This is a genomic window from Citrobacter sp. RHB25-C09 (assembly GCF_013836145.1).
Classification (GTDB): Bacteria; Pseudomonadota; Gammaproteobacteria; order Enterobacterales; family Enterobacteriaceae; genus Citrobacter_A.
On sequence record NZ_CP057483.1, the window covers coordinates 2537949 to 2555778 of the forward strand.

Annotated in this window: 16 protein-coding genes; 3 read left to right on the forward strand and 13 right to left on the reverse strand. The window is 52.4% G+C overall.

Going from position 1 to position 17830, the window contains the following annotated elements; all coding sequences use genetic code 11:
* Both tap and tar read right to left on the reverse strand, forming a co-directional pair.
* Nucleotides 1-1602: a methyl-accepting chemotaxis protein IV gene (gene tap, locus HVY19_RS11795; protein WP_181680785.1), complete on the reverse strand. Its 1602-nt coding sequence runs from the start codon at nt 1600-1602 to the stop codon at nt 1-3.
* Between the two features lie 41 nt (nt 1603-1643).
* A complete protein-coding gene (gene tar, locus HVY19_RS11800; RefSeq protein ID WP_181680786.1) occupies nt 1644-3305 on the reverse strand; it encodes a methyl-accepting chemotaxis protein II in 1662 nt (553 codons plus the stop codon).
* Nucleotides 3306-3588: 283 nt separating this feature from the next.
* On the opposite strand from tar, the gene HVY19_RS11805 reads away from it, so the two are divergent.
* Nucleotides 3589-4857, forward strand: coding sequence for a dicarboxylate/amino acid:cation symporter (locus HVY19_RS11805; RefSeq protein ID WP_181680787.1), 1269 nt, complete (start codon nt 3589-3591; stop codon nt 4855-4857).
* A 75-nt stretch (nt 4858-4932) separates the two neighbouring features.
* Here the strand turns inward: HVY19_RS11805 and cheW are convergent, their stop codons facing one another.
* The 6 genes from cheW to flhD all read right to left on the reverse strand — a co-directional run bounded on the left by cheW (nt 4933) and on the right by flhD (nt 10341).
* On the reverse strand, nt 4933-5436 hold the full coding sequence (cheW, locus tag HVY19_RS11810; protein ID WP_181680788.1) for a chemotaxis protein CheW: 504 nt from the start codon (nt 5434-5436) through the stop codon (nt 4933-4935).
* Between the two features lie 20 nt (nt 5437-5456).
* On the reverse strand, nt 5457-7466 hold the full coding sequence (cheA, locus tag HVY19_RS11815) for a chemotaxis protein CheA (RefSeq protein ID WP_181680789.1): 2010 nt from the start codon (nt 7464-7466) through the stop codon (nt 5457-5459).
* 4 nt (nt 7467-7470) lie between these two features.
* On the reverse strand, nt 7471-8400 hold the full coding sequence (gene motB, locus HVY19_RS11820) for a flagellar motor protein MotB (protein ID WP_181680790.1): 930 nt from the start codon (nt 8398-8400) through the stop codon (nt 7471-7473).
* Nucleotides 8397-9284 carry a flagellar motor stator protein MotA gene (gene motA, locus HVY19_RS11825; RefSeq protein ID WP_181680791.1) on the reverse strand — a complete coding sequence of 296 codons (888 nt, stop codon included), beginning with the start codon at nt 9282-9284 and terminating at the stop codon, nt 8397-8399. Before motA ends, motB begins: the two co-directional genes overlap by 4 nt.
* Nucleotides 9285-9409: 125 nt before the next feature.
* A complete protein-coding gene (flhC, locus tag HVY19_RS11830) occupies nt 9410-9988 on the reverse strand; it encodes a flagellar transcriptional regulator FlhC (RefSeq protein WP_181684274.1) in 579 nt (192 codons plus the stop codon).
* 2 nt (nt 9989-9990) lie between these two features.
* The gene (flhD, locus tag HVY19_RS11835; protein WP_181680792.1) at nt 9991-10341 is read right to left on the reverse strand and encodes a flagellar transcriptional regulator FlhD; all 351 of its coding nucleotides are present in this window, start codon (nt 10339-10341) and stop codon (nt 9991-9993) included.
* Nucleotides 10342-11131: 790 nt separating this feature from the next.
* Between flhD and uspC the strand changes: the two genes are divergently transcribed.
* On the forward strand, nt 11132-11560 hold the full coding sequence (gene uspC, locus HVY19_RS11840) for a universal stress protein UspC (protein ID WP_181680793.1): 429 nt from the start codon (nt 11132-11134) through the stop codon (nt 11558-11560).
* A 15-nt stretch (nt 11561-11575) separates the two neighbouring features.
* Here uspC and otsA read toward each other — a convergent pair whose 3' ends face one another.
* The 4 genes from otsA to araG all read right to left on the reverse strand — a co-directional run bounded on the left by otsA (nt 11576) and on the right by araG (nt 16463).
* Nucleotides 11576-12997 (reverse strand): alpha,alpha-trehalose-phosphate synthase, encoded by a 1422-nt coding sequence (gene otsA, locus HVY19_RS11845; protein WP_181680794.1) that lies wholly within the window; start codon nt 12995-12997, stop codon nt 11576-11578.
* A complete protein-coding gene (otsB, locus tag HVY19_RS11850; protein WP_181680795.1) occupies nt 12972-13775 on the reverse strand; it encodes a trehalose-phosphatase in 804 nt (267 codons plus the stop codon). Before otsB ends, otsA begins: the two co-directional genes overlap by 26 nt.
* A gap of 166 nt (nt 13776-13941) precedes the next feature.
* Entirely contained in the window at nt 13942-14934 is a 993-nt protein-coding gene (gene araH / locus HVY19_RS11855) for an arabinose ABC transporter permease AraH (protein WP_181680796.1), read from the reverse strand.
* 14 nt (nt 14935-14948) lie between these two features.
* Entirely contained in the window at nt 14949-16463 is a 1515-nt protein-coding gene (gene araG / locus HVY19_RS11860) for an L-arabinose ABC transporter ATP-binding protein AraG (protein WP_181680797.1), read from the reverse strand.
* On the opposite strand from araG, the gene HVY19_RS11865 reads away from it, so the two are divergent.
* Nucleotides 16462-16611, forward strand: coding sequence for a hypothetical protein (locus tag HVY19_RS11865; RefSeq protein ID WP_181680798.1), 150 nt, complete (start codon nt 16462-16464; stop codon nt 16609-16611). The genes araG and HVY19_RS11865 overlap by 2 nt on opposite strands.
* Here HVY19_RS11865 and araF read toward each other — a convergent pair.
* The gene (gene araF, locus HVY19_RS11870) at nt 16597-17586 is read right to left on the reverse strand and encodes an arabinose ABC transporter substrate-binding protein AraF (RefSeq protein ID WP_181680799.1); all 990 of its coding nucleotides are present in this window, start codon (nt 17584-17586) and stop codon (nt 16597-16599) included. The genes HVY19_RS11865 and araF overlap by 15 nt on opposite strands.
* Nucleotides 17587-17830 lie beyond the last annotated feature (244 nt).

A 17830-nucleotide genomic window follows, 5' to 3' on the forward strand; every position in this document is an offset into this window, starting at 1 on the left:
TCAGGATACAACTGACGCAGCGTACTGCGGCGTCAACTCTTGGTGTGTTACCACCGGTTCTTCCAGTTTGAAAACCGCGACGCGGGCAGAAAGTGTGTCTGCCTGCATCGCAAGTTGATCGGTGGCGGCCGCGGCTTCTTCCACCAGGGCTGCGTTCTGCTGCGTCACCTGGTCCATCTGGCTAACGGCTTGCGCCACCTGTTCAATCCCTCGGCGTTGCTCATCCGATGCGGAGGCAATCTCCCCCATAATGTCGTTCACACGGGTCACGGACTTAACGATTTCATTCATCGTCTGTGCGGCGGTACCCACGAGTTGTGAACCCTGCTGTACGCGATCCACTGACTCCTCAATCAGCCCCTTAATCTCTTTCGCTGCCTGCGCACTGCGGCTTGCGAGGTTACGCACTTCACCTGCCACCACGGCAAAACCCCGTCCCTGTTCACCCGCTCGTGCGGCTTCGACGGCCGCATTCAGCGCCAGAATGTTGGTCTGGAAGGCGATGCCGTCGATAACACCAATGATGTCGCCAATCTTTTGCGAACTGGCGGCAATCTCATCCATGGTGCTAGCCACTTTCGAGGTTTGAATACCGCCCGTTTTCGCCGTATCCGCAGCGCTTTTAGCGAGGCCGGAAGCCTGCCGCGCATTATCGGCGTTCTGCCCGACGGTAGCCGTCAACTGCTCCATGCTGGCGGCCGTTTGCGCCAGCGAGGCCGCCTGCTCTTCAGTACGCGACGACAGGTCATTATTCCCGCTCGCGATTTCCGAAATTCCGGTATGCATCGCCAGACTTCCCTGACGCACATCGCTGACGGTTTCACGTAGTGCGAGCTGCATCGCCTTCAGGCTGGCGAAGATGGCCGAAATCTCATTGCGCCCGTAGACGGCAATCGGACGAGCCAGGTTGCCCTGAGCAATACTGTCAAAATGACTGCCGATAATCGCCAAAGGCTGGACAATCATCTTTCGCGCCCAGAAGAGCGCCCCGCCGGTTAATAGCACCGCCAGCACAACCATACCGATGAACACAATGGCTGATTTATGGTAATTGCTTTTGCTTTGTTCCCCCGCTGTCAGCAGAACGGTGTTAATGCCCTGCTGCCATGCGTTGAAATTGACGTCAAAAGCATCCTGTGAGGTCTGTACTGGCGCCGTCAGAAAATCTGATAGCTGATTGTTTTCCAGCCACGTGGCCTGGTGTTCCAGATCGCCATGCCATTGGGCGAAACTTTTCTCTGTGGCAACCTGAAGGGCCTTTCCCTCTTCGGTGTTCGCCTCAATGGCCATAAAGCTTTTAAACATCGAGTCAGACTGCGACAGACTTTTGCGCGCGATGACCATCAACGTTTTGATATCATCGGGCGGATAGCTCAGTGCCGTGAGCGTGCCGGCCTTGTTAAGGGCGGTGCTCGCCTGTAATAAAACGGCGCGCGTTTGTGCCAGCGCCGCGCGTTGCTGATTACTCTGCTCGACCTGATTCAGGCTCTGATAACCGTCCCGAAACGCCCAGAAAGACAAGCCATTGCTGCCAATCTGCAATACTCCGCAGATGATTAAAATCAAAAACAGTGTGGTCGAGATTCGAATACGATTAAACATCAACGCTCCCAGAAGGCGGCACTCGCCGCAGTGTTAAATGATCAAAATGTTTCCCAGTTAGAATCTTGCTCCGTGCTCAGTGCACGTACTTGTGCGGTGCGCTGCACTTCTACAGACGCGCGCTCTTCCTTTGCTTTATCAGCTGTTGGACGTGCGGCAAGACGAAATGCCGACACCGCCATCGTTAAACGACTGGCCTGCTCTTCAAGTGCCGCCGCCGCCGCAGCTGATTGTTGTACCAGCGAGGCGTTTTGTTGTGTTACGCGGTCCATCTCTGTTACCGCTAACGCCACCTGGTCAATACCACGACTCTGTTCGTCGGATGCCGATGCGATCTCACCCATGATGTCAGTGACACGGGTAACTGCATTAACGATGTCGTTCATCGTGTCGCCGGCGCTTTCCACCAGGACAGAACCGGTATCCACGCGAGAAACAGAGTCTTCAATTAAGGCCTTAATCTCTTTTGCCGCCTGCGCACTGCGGCTGGCGAGGTTACGAACTTCCCCAGCAACCACCGCAAAACCACGCCCCTGCTCACCGGCGCGCGCCGCTTCAACTGCCGCGTTAAGCGCCAGAATATTGGTCTGGAATGCAATGCCGTCGATCACACTGATGATGTCGGCAATCTTCTTCGAGCTACCGGCAATCTCGTGCATCGTCTTCACGACGTTATCCACAACTTTGCCGCCGTGCTGTGCGGTATCGGATGCGCTTTGCGCTAACTGCGACGCCTGACGCGCGTTATCGGCGTTCTGCTTCACGGTTGCGGTCAACTCTTCCATGCTCGCCGCCGTCTCTTCCAGTGCGGAGGCCTGCTGCTCAGTACGTGAGGAGAGATCGGTATTACCCGCTGCGATTTCGCTGGTTCCGGAGTAGATAGCATCGGAGCCTTCGCGAACCTGAGTGACCGTGTCGACCAGCGAACGCTGCATGTGATGTACAGTGTTTGCCAGCTCGCCAATTTCGTTACGGCCAGCGACGCTGAGCGTGTTAGTTAAATTACCGCCGGCAATTTCGCGAATATGAGCGACCACGCGGGAAAGTGGATTAAGCAGGGTATGACGAATGCCGTACCACACCACCACCAGAATCAGCGCCAGGACAACGGCCATGATGCCAAGCTGCCATTTAGCAAACTGGTAATCACTGGCACTTTCGTCAAACGCCGTCAGATAGAGTTTTCCGCTCAGGGTGGAATATTTACTTAACGCTTCACCCAGGGCGTTTTGCATCCCCTGAGTGGGTTGCGCGAAATAAGCATCCATGTTGCCGTTTTCCAGAAACTGCACCAGTTCAGCCAATGCGTTATGGTAGTTCTGGAATTTTTCATCAATATTTCCGCTGGCCTCAACCATTTCAGGCAGCGGCGTTGCTGCTTTAAAGTTGTTGTAATGACTGGCCGCCTGCGCGAGCGTTCCTTTCGCATTCTTCAGCAGGTCGGTTTTTGCGCTGCTCTGTTGGTTGTTCGGGTCCATCATCATGCGCGCAGCGGAACGACTCAGGTTGATACGCGTTTGCAGCATCAGATCCCAGGTTGAGGTCAGTTCGGTTTGCTGTTCACGCAGATCGTTAGCGATAACAAAACTATTTTGGTTTTTGTGCAGTGATGAAAATAAAAGTCCACCAGAGACAAGCTGCAGCAGTGCGAAGATCCCAAGCACCAGCATTAGCAATGTGACAACACGGATACGGTTAAACATGAGATACCTTCCTTAAAACGAGTTACCAACGTTATCGGCATCCGCGAAAAGAACTTTATGTTTGCGAAAGGGATACTTTCCTGAAGCAATGTGACGATGCTGACCGCCCGGTTTTCGGGCGATTCTTTGTCATAAAACACAACTAAATGAATAAAAGATAAAAAATTGTTGTAACCCTCGTGGCATTCAGTACATTTGTAAAACAAATAATTCAGCGTCAAATAATATGAAAATCATATGCATCGCTGAGAGAGAATATTGAATTCAGCCCGAGGGATTGTTAGTGGCAAACTCAAGTAAGCTCACGATATTCATCGTGATTTTTATGCTGGCAGGTATTGCTTCAGGTGCGGTCATTCATACCTGGGCTTCAGAAAACGTCATCACCGCCTGGTCCGGCAACATTACCCTGTTCACCGATATGTTTTTACGTCTGATCAAGATGGTGATTGCACCGTTAGTGTTCAGCACCCTGACGGTCGGTATTATGCGCCTGGGCGAGACGTCGACCATTGGGCGCGTGGGCGGTAAAGCAATGCTGTGGTTCATCAGCTCTTCTGTGCTGTCAATTCTGGTGGGGCTTTTGATAGTGAGTCTGGAACAGCCCGGCAGCGGCTTAAATCTGACGATCCCCACGGAGGCGGTGGAAACCGGTTTGGCCGTGGGTGGAATGAGCCTGAAAGGTTTTCTGTCACATACGATTCCTACCAGCATTGCCGGGGCGATGGCCGATAACGAAATTTTGCAGATTGTCGTCTTTTCGCTGTTTTTCGGTATTGGCGGCGCGTCACTGGGGGAGAAATTTAACGCCCCGCTGGTGGCGGCGCTGGACGTTGTTTCCCACATCATGCTGAAGGTCACCGGCTATGTTATGTATGTGGCCCCGCTGGCCATTTTTGCCGCGATCTCATCGGTGATCGCCACTGAAGGGTTGGGTATTCTGCTGAACTACGCCTCCTTTATTGGCGGCTATTACGCTGCGATCTTGCTGACCTGCCTGGTACTGCTGGCGGCTGGCTACCTGGTACTGAAAAAAGAGGTATTCCGTCTCGTCAGTATGTTGAAAGATCCGGTACTGGTAGCCTTTACGACCAGCAGTTCTGAAGCCGCCTATCCGAAGACCCTGGAACAACTGGAAAAATTTGGCTGTTCGCGCAGTATCGTCTCTTTTGTTCTGCCGATTGGCTACTCGTTTAATCTGGTGGGTTCAATGGTGTACTGCTCATTTGCGTCGATGTTTATCGCGCAGGCCTACAATATTCATCTGTCATTTGCCGAGACGGGTGTCCTGATGCTTACGCTGATGCTGGCCTCAAAAGGGATTGCCGGTGTCCCCCGTTCGGCGCTGGTGGTGCTGGCAGCGACCATTCCGAGTTTTAACATTCCGGTCGCCGGCATTCTGCTGTTGATGGGAATTGACCATTTTCTCGATATGGGGCGTTCGGCAATCAACGTGTTGGGAAATGGGATAGCCACCGCAATGCTGGCACAGGACGAAGGATTGTTGGTAGAGAGCGAGCAAGAAGAGATTACACAAGAGGTGGAAGCGTAGACGTGGAAATTGCCGGATGGCGGCGTAACGCCTTATCCGGCCTACCGAACAACCGTAGGCCGGACGCACGTTACATTACGCTACATGGTTCGCCGCAATATCCAGCAGCGCCATTTCATCACTGTTCAACAGTTTTTCGATGTTCACCAGGATCAACATACGCTCGCCCAGCGCACCCAGACCAGTCAGGTATTCGGTAGACAACGTTACGGCAAATTCCGGTGCTGGACGGATCTGATCGGAGGTTAGCGACAGCACGTCAGAAACGCCGTCAACAACAATCCCCACCACACGTTGCCCCAGATTGAGTACAATCACTACGGTGTTGTCGTCATAGTCGACATCGCCCTGGCAGAACTTAACGCGCAGGTCGAGAATCGGCACGATGACGCCGCGCAGGTTGGTTACCCCTTTGATAAATGAAGGCGTGTTGGCGATACGCGTCACCTGATCGTAGCCACGGATCTCCTGCACTTTCAGAATGTCGATACCGTACTCTTCGTCGCCCAGTGTAAACACCAGGAATTCCTGACCTGACGGCTCGCCAGCCAGTTTCGTTACATTAGTCATACCGGTCATAATTTATCCTTCTTACTCAATCAGGCGGCGGTGATCGCCATGCGTTGTTCGCGATTTAAACCTTGCAGGGCGGAGACGTCGACGATCAGCGCAACGCTGCCGTCGCCCAGAATCGTGGCTGCAGAAATGCCCGGCACTTTGCGGTAGTTGCTTTCCAGGTTTTTAACCACCACCTGGTGCTGACCTATCAGTTGGTCAACCAGCAGCGCGTAACGACGACCGCCGCTTTGCAGAATCACCACAATGCCCTGAGTGGCTTCAGTTTTTGCCCCCTCGACATCAAATACTTTCCACAGCTCAACCAGCGGCAGATATTCCCCACGCACTTCCAGCACGCGTTCGCCGCCGGCCAGTGGATGCAGATCGTCTTCACGCGGTTGCAGCGATTCCATCACCGCATTCAGCGGCAGGATAAACACTTCATCCGCAACGCGAACGGACATCCCGTCGAGGATCGCCAGCGTCAACGGCAGTAAAATACGGATGGTTGTGCCAGAACCCTGTTTGGACTGGATCTCAACGTGGCCGCCCATCTCCTGGATGTTACGTTTCACCACGTCCATCCCGACACCGCGTCCGGAAACGTCCGTCACCTGCTCCGCCGTCGAGAAGCCCGGCGCAAAAATCAACATTCCGACTTCGTCATCGGTCATGTTTTCACTGACCGCCATCCCCTGAGACATCGCTTTTGCGAGGATACGTTCGCGATTCAGACCCGCACCGTCATCGGTCACTTCAATACAGATGTTGCCACCCTGATGCTCCGCAGAGAGGATCAGGTTACCGACGCTATTTTTACCGGATTCAAGACGCTTTTCTGGCGACTCAATGCCGTGATCGAGACTGTTACGCACCAGGTGCGTTAACGGATCGATAATGCGTTCAATCAGGCTCTTGTCGAGTTCGGTTGAACTCCCCACCAGCGTCAGTTCGACCTGCTTACCTAACTTGCCCGCCAGGTCACGGACCAGACGCGGGAAGCGGCTGAAAACGTATTCCATCGGCATCATACGAATCGACATCACCGATTCCTGCAAATCGCGGGCGTTACGCTGCAATTGACCCATGCTGGTAATCAAGTCGCCATGATTTACCGGGTCGAGTTCATTGGAACGCTGGGCCAGCATGGACTGGGTAATCACCAGTTCGCCGACCAGGTTAATGAGCTGATCGACCTTTTCGACCGCCACGCGAATGCTGGTGGACTCACTGGCGCGCGCCGGTTTGTCCGCCCGCCCGGACGGGGCTTCGCTGGCAGTCGATTTTACCGCAGGTACAGCGGCAGCCGGCTTCGGTTCGGCAACGACCTCTGCGGTCGGTTCCTGCACAACCGGGGCGCTAGCCGCTTTTTCAAATGCAATCTGATCGGCTTCAATGACAAAGCAAAGCACAGCGACCACGTCATCCTCGGCAATACCACCGTCAAGCGTAGCGGCAAGTGAATCCGTCCCTTTCACCACATCGGTCAGGGTGGCCAGATTGCCCAACTCTTCTTCGAGCAGATCGACTTCACCCGGCTTCAGGCGGGAAAGGATAACGCGCAAAAGGCTCGCTTCTTCGGCAACACCCTCTTCAGGCAATACGCTGTCTACCACGCTGAGTTTGGCATTTTTGACCACTGCAGGCGCAGTTTCGCCTTTTGCCTCAAGGGCTAACTGGCGTAACGCATTGCAGATGTATTCGAAGCTTGCGGCATCGGGCTCCTGCGAGCTTTTATAGGCATCGAGCTGATCCTGCATAATATCTTTTGTTTCCAGAAACAGGTTGATAATGTCAGTGTTGAGCTGCATCTCGCCACGACGTGCGTCATCCAGCAGGTTTTCCATTAAATGCGTGGTTTCCTGCAAAACGGTAAATCCAAACGTACCCGCGCCCCCTTTAATCGAGTGCGCAGCACGAAAAATGGCATTCATTTGCTCGGCGTCTGGCGCTTCTGGCACCAGATCCAGCAAATGCTGCTCCATGTCAGCTAACAGTTCGTCAGCTTCATCAAAAAATGTCTGATAAAAATCGCTTATATCCATGCTCACGCTATCACCTCGGATTGGCTGGTGGCGATGTGGGAACGCTAGCCTTCGGACTCGCCTCTGGCTGTTGTAATACACTTACTGGCTCGTTCTGGCTTTCAGCGTTTTCATGCAATATGGCCTGCTCCGTCTGCTTGTTCAGAACCAACAGACTGATACGGCGGTTGATTGCGTCATCAGGACCTCGGTCACTCAGACGCATCGTGGCGGCCATGCCTACCACCCGTAATACTTTTCCGTCATCCAGACCGCCCTGGACCAGTTCGCGACGCGAAGCGTTCGCACGTTCCGCAGAGAGTTCCCAGTTGCTGTAGCCTTTTTCCCCGTTCGCATAAGGAAAATCATCGGTGTGTCCCGACAGACTCACGCGGTTCGGAATGCCATTCAACACTGGCGCTATCGCGCGCAGAATGTCGCGCATATACGGTTCGACGTCAGCACTGCCGGTTTTAAACATGGGGCGGTTCTGGCTGTCGATGATCTGAATACGCAGCCCTTCCTGCACCAGGTCAATCTTCAGATGCGGGCGTAACGCGCGCAGCTTAGGGTCAGATTCAATCAGTTGATCAAGATCGCCGCGCAGTTTGCTCAGGCGATTTTGTTCCATACGCTTTTTAAGCTGATCAATATCGGGTTGCTTATTCACTTCGCCCTGCTGTTGGGTGAAGTCATCACCGCCCCCCGGTATCGGGCTCTGGCTGTTTGAAATCCGCTGACCGCCCGTTACCGCCGTCGCTAACGGGGTACGGAAATATTCGGCAATTTGAATTAATTCTTTAGGGCTGGAGATGGAAATGAGCCACATCACCAGAAAAAAAGCCATCATTGCGGTCATAAAGTCGGCGTAAGCAATCTTCCACGAACCGTGCGCCCCGCCGCCGTGACCTTTATGTTTGCGCCGTTTAACGACAATAATCGGGTGAGCCTGATTCTTCATGCGTCCTCGGTCGTCGTTTGATGGTTCGGGTTTTTCACTGCACGAACGTGTTCTTCCAGTTCAATAAACGATGGACGTTCGCTGGAGTAGAGTGTTTTACGACCAAACTCGACGGCAATCGGCGGCGCATAACCGTTCAGGTTCGAGAGCAAGGTTACCTTCACGCACTGCATCATCTTAGTGGTTTCCGCACTCTTCTGACGCAAGACGGAAGAGAGTGGCGTAATAAAACCATAAGCCAGCAGAATACCGAGGAATGTCCCGACCATCGCGTGGGCGATCAGCGCCCCCAGCTCTGCGGCAGGTCTGTCGGCAGAAGCCAGCGCGTGAACCACCCCCATTACCGCAGCGACGATACCAAACGCAGGCAGAGAATCACCGACCATGGCCAGGCTGTTGGCAGGCACTTCCGCCTCACTTTCATGGGTTTCGATCTCTTCGTCCATCAGGGCTTCAATTTCGAACGTGTTCATATTGCCGCTGATGATCAGGCGAAGATAGTCGACGATAAAATCGAGCATCATTGCATCCGCCATAATGCGCGGGTAGCTGGCAAAAATTTCGCTCTCTTTCGGGTTTTCAATATCGCGCTCTAGCGAGAACATCCCCTGCTGACGAGACTTTGCCATCAGGCGATAGAGCAGCGCCAGCAGGTCCATATACATCGCTTTGGTATATTTAGAGCGACGGAATAACCGCGGGATGGCCTTCATGGTGCCTTTAATGGATTTGCCGTTGTTTCCGACAATAAACGCCCCTATCCCCGCGCCGCCGATAATAACCAGTTCAGCCGGTTGATAGAGTGCCCCAAGGTGCCCGCCGGTCATCATGAAACCGCCGAAAACTGTACCGATAACTACCAGGTAACCTAATAAGATAAGCACGACATCATCCTTCCGCTGTTGACTATGGCAGGATGCGCAGTCGGGGGGATTAACACGTCGATGAGGCAAAAAAAAGCAGCGGTAATTGCTTACCGCTGCTGGAGTGTTTGTCCACACCGTTTCGGTTAAACAGCCTGTTCGATCTGTTCATCCAGCAGTTGTGGAATAATATCGGCAGCATCCTGAGAAAGTTTACGTCTTTTTACCGCCCGGGAAGGCGGCTGACATAAACTGCAGGCAAAGCTGCCCACAGGCTGGTGCGCGTGAGTTATAAAGTTCCCGCCGCAGCAGTTACAGCTCGAAAGTTGAAGCAGTCCGCTTTCAACAAAACGGACCAATGTCCAGGCGCGGGTAAGCGCCAACAACGGCCCCGTTTCTGCCTGCGGGCATTGCTCCAGATAAAGACGATACGCTTTAATGACGGCGTCAACGCCGTTACACAGTCCTGTTTTTAACAAAAACTGCCATGCATTACAGAACATGGAAGCATGGATATTCTGCTCCCAGGTCATAAACCAGTCCGTGGAAAACGGAAGCATCCCTTTTGGCGGAGGACTGCCGCGAAGTTCTTTGTATAACTTGATGAGACGCCCACGGCTCAACTGCGTTTCGCTTTCCAGCATTTGCAAACGAGCGCCCAGGGTGATCAATTCCATGGCTAACTGGATATCACGCGCTTCCTGAACTATGCTTTTTTCGCTCATCATCAGGCCCTTTTTTTACGTGAGGTTTCATCGTCCTGATTGGCATCGTTTAACAGACGCGTAGACAGCATGATGCCGGTGTGGATCTGCTGAAGATCGTCAACACGGGAATCCTGTGTCAGTTGGGTAATGGTCTGATGGCTATCAAAACGGAAGTGGCACACCAGTTGGTTGGTTTCCGCGAGCTTCACCATTTGTGGAAGGGTCAGCGTCCCCAACGAAGTGGCCATTTCTTCGTTGATTCCGAGACGAAACATGGCGGACGCTTTGTCCTGAGCTATCAGGCGCTGTGCAAGTAATAAGTATGACAAATTGATGTCATAAATGTGTTTCAGCAACTCGGATGTATGCATTATTCCAATCCAGAATAACCAGCTTTATTTCGTGCGGTTTTACCGCACCCCGTGATGTCGCCGGGAATCCCCGGTAAATAAAATAAAAAAACAAGAAGATAGTTATTCCCAGGCGTTAGAGTTTGGACATCAGCGTTCAAGTCGCGAAAACTCAACTTGCTTACGAATCCAAATGTTTTCTTACATGCGCCTAAGATTTTTCCTAAATCGAGGCAACTTTACTCGTCACTACCGCGACATACAACAAAGCAGCATCGCGCATTTAGGGAATATGTGACACACGTCACATAAACTAACTGAATCGTTAACATAAATCCATCAGTTGCACTGTTATTTTGGCTGTTTTTTCTTCAAACGATGATCTTTTTATTTTTTTAGCTGTAATTTAACATCTGATACAGACTGAAACATTACGACGCAAAAGCAAAAATAACGCTTGTAAATCAATTTATTTCCAAATCGTTATCATTTACACATGTTATTTTATTTTTTCTTTAAAATCAAAAAGATAATAAATGAATAAATTTTACTTATCCATATAATCTATGATTTGATTGTTATCTATTTTCTCTTTGAATATATTTAGTCGTCATTTTGATCGTCACGACATTTCACGTCGCCACGGCGATTTTGTTTAGATTTTTGCTTATATCGTTATTCCAATCATAAGAATACTTAATGAATTATTATGATTACCTTCACATTATTGCCATGTTGATGCATTGCAGTTGTGAGCAAATCGGAGTAATGCTGAAGAACCCCCTCATATTCTTGCATAAAGGAGCGAGTTATGAGCTACACCCACATTCTTGTCGCCGTTTCTGTCACACCGGAAAGTCAGCGACTGCTGGCCAAAGCCGTTTCCATTGCCCGTCCTGTTAATGCCCGTATCAGCCTGATCACACTGGCATCCGATCCTGAACTATACAATCAGTTCGCCGCACCGATGCTGGCAGATTTACGCGAAGTGATGCAGGAAGAGACGGCAGAGTTTCTTGAAAAACTGAGGAGCGAGGCAGGGTACCCGATTGCGCAAACCTTCATTACTTACGGGGAGTTAAGCGAGCATATTCTTGATGTTTGCCGCAAACACGACGTGGATCTGGTGGTTTGCGGCAATCATAATCACAGTTTTTTTTCGCGAGCTTCCTGTTCAGCGAAAAGCGTGGTCAATTCCAGTCAGGTAGACGTTCTGCTGGTTCCACTTGATGACGCGTAAATGCGCACCAGTGCATCAGGCCAACTTTGGAAACGTCGCGACTTTAGTCTGCTGCTGGCTTTCCGCGCTTCGCGGCGTTATCGTCTTTAGATCGCTAATGAAACGCTCCTGCCAGCAATTGATGTCATTTTTAACGATCACCTCCAGCATTTCGGCATGACGCGAAATGCGTTCAGCCAGCGGCATGGTCAACGCGCGATTGAGTGCGGTAGCCACTTCGTCGCGATCGTAAGGATTGACGATCAGCGCGGACGTCAGCTCATTGGCTGCCCCAGCAAATTGCGACAGCACCAGAACGCCGGGGTTAGCCGGGTCTTGCGCCGCGACGAATTCCTTCGCCACCAGATTCATCCCGTCCCTGAGCGGCGTCACCAGTCCCACATCGGAATAGCGAAACACCTTCATCAACAGTTTGCGATCAAAGTGTTGATTCAGATAGAACAGCGGCGTCCAGCCTAACTGACCATATTTGCCGTTAATACGTCCCGCTTCGGTTTCCAACTGATGCCGAATGTCCTGGTACGCCTGCACATCACCCCGTGAAGTCGGCGCGATCTGCGTATAGCGAATCTTCCCGTGATGCTGTGGATAATTCTCAAGTAGCGCTTCATAGGCCTGAAAACGCTCCGGAAGCCCTTTTGAGTAGTCCAGACGCTCAACGGAGAAGATATTTTTGACGTTCTTTAACTCGGCTTTGAGCTGCGCCAGCTTCGGCGGCAGTGGCCCTGACGCCTGCTGCGCAATCTCGTCGGGTTCGATGCCAATAGGATAGACTTCAGTATGGAATGGTTTACCCCATGCCATATGGCTGCGCGAATTCTGGGTATTGACTCGCGTCAGACCAGAGAGACTGTCGAGGAAAGAGAGGCGATCGTTTTCGGTCTGAAACCCTAACAGATCATAGTCGCACAGCGCTTCCAGCAGCGTGGCGGCTGGCGGTAGTGCGTTGAAAATTTCCGGCGTCGGGAAAGGAATGTGCAGAAAGAAGCCAATGCGATTGTTCACGCCGCGCTTACGCAGTTCGCTGGCAAAAGGCAGCAGGTGATAATCGTGGATCCACAGGATGTCATCCTCTTTCAACAGCGGCAGGAGCTTATCGGCCAGCAGTGCATTGACCCGCTGATAGCCCTCCCAGGCGTTGCGCTGGAAGTTAACCAGATCGAGACGGTAATGAAAGGCTGGCCACAATACCGCATTGGAGAACTGATTGTAGTACTCCTCATGGTCCTGCTCGCTCAGGTTGAAAGAGGCCCAGGTAATGTTTCCCCGTGACACCTTTTTTAATGGCTTATCCTCGTTGCCCAATTCGCCACTCCAACCAAACCACAATCCGCCCGCCGCTTTCAGCGCCCCCAGTACGCCGACCGCGAGGCCGCCCGCACTGGTTTTGTTATCCGGGGGTGCAATTCGATTAGATACTACGACTAAACGACTCATAGCCATCTCTCCTGTTATTCGTGTTTTTTTCTTTTTGTTGTGCAGTGTGAATAGACTCCAGCCAATGCCAGACGTCCGATACGTCCGTCAGACGCCATTTCGCCTGTGTCTCCCCTTCCCCAACTTTTATTGAAATTCCGTTGGCGCGGTTCACTACGGCAAAGCCCGTCTCATCGGTAAGATCGTCGCCGACAAATACCGGAATACGTCCGCGAAATGGCGCTTCCTGCATAAACGCGGCGATCGCCTCGCCTTTGTTACTGTTTTTGGGTTTGATTTCCACCACACATTTACCCTGTTGCAGGGCGAGCTGTGGCCAGGTTTGCGTAATGCGCTGGGCAATGGCCTGTAGTACGGCTTCATGTTCCGGCGCCTGACGGTAATGCAGGGCAAATGCCATCCCTTTCGCTTCCAGCTCTGTGCCGGGAAGTCTGGCAACCGCAGTATGCAACTGCACGCTGATATCGCGCTCTACGGCTTCCGGAAGGTGAACAATGTGTGATTTACCATTGATGTCACGGCGCTCGGCACCATGTACGCCAGCCAGCGGAAAGCGGTAAGGCTTCGCCAGCGCGTCAAGTTCGTTCATTGAACGCCCTGAAATCAATGCCAGTGCCCCTGCGTTTAACTCAGCAAGCTCATGAAGCATCTGGAGGATTGAGTGAGGTACAACCACCTGGTCTGGATGCGGCTTTATCTCCGCAAGGGTTCCATCCAGGTCGAAGAAATAAGCATAGTTGGCGTTTTTTTCAGGGGTTACGGTTAACGGTTCTGTCACCCGGTTATTCTCCTTGTCAGTATTACAGCAACGCGCGGATCGCGCCGCATAGCCAAGGGTAAGTATAGACAGTGTGACTCTGCTCGCCATTTGCAATGACAGTTGCCAGCCGGATTAGCGGCTGGCAACGGGGAGAGTGAGGACGGAATCGGGTGGTTTTATCGACCTAAACCGTACGCTTCGCTTTTTGTTTGTAACGGTCAAAGATCACCGCAGCCAGTAGGATTAAGCCGCGTACGACGTACTGGGCAAACGGGGAAATGTTAAGCAGGTTCATCGCATTCTCGACGGTTCCCAGGATGAGCACCCCAGCCACCACATATGAGATTTTTCCGATGCCGCCTTTGAGGGAAACGCCCCCTAACACGCAGGCTGAGATAACAATCAACTCATAGCCTATTGACGTCATCGGTTGTCCGCTGGTCATACGTGACGCAAGGATAATCCCTGCGGCTGCAGAAACCAGGCCAGAGAGGACAAAGATAATAATTTTAGTACGTACCACAGGCACCCCTGCCAGACGCGCCGCCTCTTCGTTACCGCCAATCGCCAGGGTATTACGCCCGAACGTGGTCTTGTTGAGCAGTAATCCGAAGATAATCAGGCAACCGACCGTCAGCCAGATGGGTGCAGGCAAGCCAAGCCAGTTGGCGTAGCCGAGGGTAAAGAAGCGCTCGTCTTCAATCCCCACGGCTTTACCGTCGGAAATGATATACGCAAGGCCACGGACGATTTGCATCGTCGCCAGTGTGGTGATCAGGGCGTTGATCTTCAGCCGCGCAATGACAAAGCCGTTGACCAGTCCGCAAAGTACACCCAGCAGTAAACCCGCCCCCACGCCGATCCACAGGCTTTCGGTCATGTTGATGACCACGGCCGTGGTCACACCGGCACAGGCGATAACGGACGCCACGGAAAGGTCAAAGTCACCTGATGCCAGACAGAACAGCATCCCGCAGGCGACCATGCCCGACATTGATATCGCCAGCCCCAGACCTTTCATGTTGATGAAGGTGGCGAAGTTCGGCACAAAAATGGCGCAAGCAAGGAACAGCGCGGCGAACACCACCAGCATGCCATACTGATCCCAGATTCGACCCAGGCTAAACGACGAGGGCGTTTTCGCCGCGCCCGTTCCGGAAGTAGTTACGGAAGACATCTTTCTCTCCTTTTTCATGCGACAGCCTGGCTGACTTTAGGCATAGCGAGGCTCAGAGCCTGCCGCTCATCCGCCTGTTCGTGAAGTAATTCCCCGGCAATTTCCCCTTCCCGCATAACCACGATGCGGTCGGCAACCCCGAGCACTTCCGGCAGGTCACTGGAGGCAAACAGCACGGCGACACCGCGCGAGGCCAGAGCATAGATAACGTTGTAAATTTCGTGCTTCGCACCGACGTCAATACCGCGCGTCGGCTCGTCGAGCAAAATGACCTTCATTTCTTCCGATAACCAGCGGCCAAGAATTGCCTTTTGTTGGTTCCCACCAGAGAGATTCATAATCAGTTGTTCCGCGCCTGGGGTTTTAATATTCAGCGCGCGAATATGGTGATCGGCATTGGTTTCCTCCCATCCGTTATTGATGAGACAGCCTCCCAGCACATGTTTACGCCGCGCGCTGATATTGATGTTGTCACGAACCGAATGCACCGGAATGATCCCCTCAGCTTTGCGGTCTTCCGGACAGAGCATCATCCCTGCGGCAATGGCGTTGGCGGGTTTGCGGATATCCACCACTTTTTCATCAATATAGATCTGCCCTGCGCTGATTCGTGTCCCACCAAACAGACCTTTCATCAGCTCGCTGCGACCGGCACCGACCAGACCAAACAAGCCGACAATTTCACCGCTGCGAACAGTAAGGCTGATGGGCGTCCGCACCCCTTCAGCTTTTACCTCATGCAGACGCAGGCGTTCAGCGCCATAAGGACGGGATTGCCAGCCGTAGATATCACCCAGATCGCGTCCAACCATGGCCTGCACCAGCGCGTCATGATTAACCTGCTGCATATCGGTGAAGGTCGTAACGTAGCGACCGTCTTTGAACACGGTAATCGCATCGCTGAGGGCGAAGATTTCTTCCATGCGGTGTGAGACATAGAGAATGACGCGCCCTTCTTTACGCAGTTCACGAATGACGCGAAACAAATTCTCGATCTCCCGGGCAGAGAGCGAACTGGTTGGCTCATCAAAGGCAATGATTTTGGCGTTACGCGCCAGCGCTTTCGCTATCTCCACCATCTGCCACTGACCGATAGAGAGATATTTCAATGGCGTATCCGGGTCAATATCCATCCCCAGATGCTTTAACTGCAAACCGGCTTCGTAATTCAGCAGCGTCCGGTTCACAATCCCACCTTTATGCGGCAATTGGCCAAGATAAATATTCTCGGCAACGGTCATTTCCGGTACGAGATGAAGCTCCTGATAAATAATGGCAACCCCAGCATTCAGGGCGGCGGTGGTATCAGCGAATGACATTTCCTGTCCGCGAATCGCCAGAGTTCCCGTGGTGGGCGCATAGTTGCCACTGAGAATTTTGAGAAGTGTTGATTTCCCGGCGCCGTTTTCCCCCATCAGCGCATGCACCTGACCGGCATGACAGTCAAAACTGATATCCGTGAGTGCCTTGACGCCAGGGAAGGTTTTGCCAATACCGCGAAATGAGAGGTACGGGGTAGGCTGTTGCATGATGACTCCTCGTTTACATCTTTTGCCGGATGGCGGCTACACCTTATCCGGCCTACAAATCGACACCTGGTCGGTGAACCGGAATCGTAGGCCCGGTCGCGATGGCGCTACCGGGCATGTCACTGCGCGTTGCTTACTTGCCGCCTAACCCTTTTTTCGCCAACTCTTCTTTAAAGTTGTCACGGGTAATCAGCACCACGTCGGTCACTTCGGTGAAGGCCGGTGGCTCTGCACCTTTGGTCACCCAGTTGAAGAGCATTTCGCTGGATTTATAACCGTGTACGTCCGGGCTTGGTAGCAGTGAGCCATAGAAGCCGGTCGCCTGCGCTTTTGACAGTTCACTCACGGCATCCACGCCGTTGATGCCAATACCAATCACATCCGCAGCTTTGAAGCCCTGACCTTCGGTTGCGCGCACGCCGCCCAGAACAGTGTTATCGTTCATGCCGACGATCAGCCAGTGTTTCACTTCCGGATGCTGAACCAGCATGGAGTTCGCGGCGTCAAATGCGCCGGGGATATCGTTAGATTTGGTAGGAACCTGATAGATCTGTTTTTCCGGGAAACCTGCTGCTTTCAGTGCTTCCATGGAGCCGGAAGTACGACGACGAGCGGTATCCAGTTCGTTGGCGGTGATCGCCATGACGGCGGACTCTTTCACGTCCCAACCGCGTTTTTGCATCTCTTTATACAGTTCCTGGCCCTGGCGTTCGCCGATTTTGGTGGCTGCCATCATGACCAGTGGAACGGTATCCATCGGTTTGCCCTTGGCGTTAACAAACTGGTCGTCTACGGCAATGACTTTCATGTCATAGCCGCGCGCCTTGGCGACAATCGCCGAGCCAAGTTTCGGGTCCGGAGTACAAATAACAAACCCTTTCGCACCGCTGGCTGCCAGGCTGTCGATGGCGTTCAGCGTTTTTTCGCCATCCGGTACGGCAATTTTAATGACTTCAAAACCCAGATCTTTCCCGGCTTTATCGGCGAAATTCCATTCAGTCTGGAACCAGGGTTCTTCCGGTTGTTTCACCAGAAAACCCAGCTTTATCGTTTCTGCGATAGCGGATTGTGACATAACGGCAGCCAGACCGATGGCTGCCAGCGCTTTAGTGAATTTGTGCATGGTTAACTCCAGCTTTAGCGTCATTTTATGTAGGGACAAATCAAACGATTCTTTGTAATTCAGACGGAAAACAAGGCATTACCATTTACCTGCAAGATAAATGTCAGTGCTGGAGTAGTTGTAGCGGGAAATTGATTCTCCATAGGAGAGCGGCATCACACCGCAGAATTACAGTAATTGCGTACATAAATTCAGCGGAAAATGACATAAGAAATAGCTAATTTGTCCGACAAATAAAAATGGT

What these genes read in the sequence shown, in the direction of transcription:
- tap (WP_181680785.1), bottom strand. Translation starts at nt 1,602, where the DNA reads ATGTTTAATCGTATTCGAATCTCGACCACACTGTTTTTGATTTTAATC.
- tar (WP_181680786.1), bottom strand. Translation starts at nt 3,305, where the DNA reads ATGTTTAACCGTATCCGTGTTGTCACATTGCTAATGCTGGTGCTTGGG.
- cheW (WP_181680788.1), bottom strand. Translation starts at nt 5,436, where the DNA reads ATGACCGGTATGACTAATGTAACGAAACTGGCTGGCGAGCCGTCAGGT.
- motB (WP_181680790.1), bottom strand. Translation starts at nt 8,400, where the DNA reads ATGAAGAATCAGGCTCACCCGATTATTGTCGTTAAACGGCGCAAACAT.
- flhC (WP_181684274.1), bottom strand. Translation starts at nt 9,988, where the DNA reads ATGAGCGAAAAAAGCATAGTTCAGGAAGCGCGTGATATCCAGTTAGCC.
- flhD (WP_181680792.1), bottom strand. Translation starts at nt 10,341, where the DNA reads ATGCATACATCCGAGTTGCTGAAACACATTTATGACATCAATTTGTCA.
- uspC (WP_181680793.1), top strand. Translation starts at nt 11,132, where the DNA reads ATGAGCTACACCCACATTCTTGTCGCCGTTTCTGTCACACCGGAAAGT.
- otsA (WP_181680794.1), bottom strand. Translation starts at nt 12,997, where the DNA reads ATGAGTCGTTTAGTCGTAGTATCTAATCGAATTGCACCCCCGGATAAC.
- araH (WP_181680796.1), bottom strand. Translation starts at nt 14,934, where the DNA reads ATGTCTTCCGTAACTACTTCCGGAACGGGCGCGGCGAAAACGCCCTCG.
- HVY19_RS11865 (WP_181680798.1), top strand. Translation starts at nt 16,462, where the DNA reads ATGATGACTCCTCGTTTACATCTTTTGCCGGATGGCGGCTACACCTTA.
- araG (WP_181680797.1), bottom strand. Translation starts at nt 16,463, where the DNA reads ATGCAACAGCCTACCCCGTACCTCTCATTTCGCGGTATTGGCAAAACC.
- araF (WP_181680799.1), bottom strand. Translation starts at nt 17,586, where the DNA reads ATGCACAAATTCACTAAAGCGCTGGCAGCCATCGGTCTGGCTGCCGTT.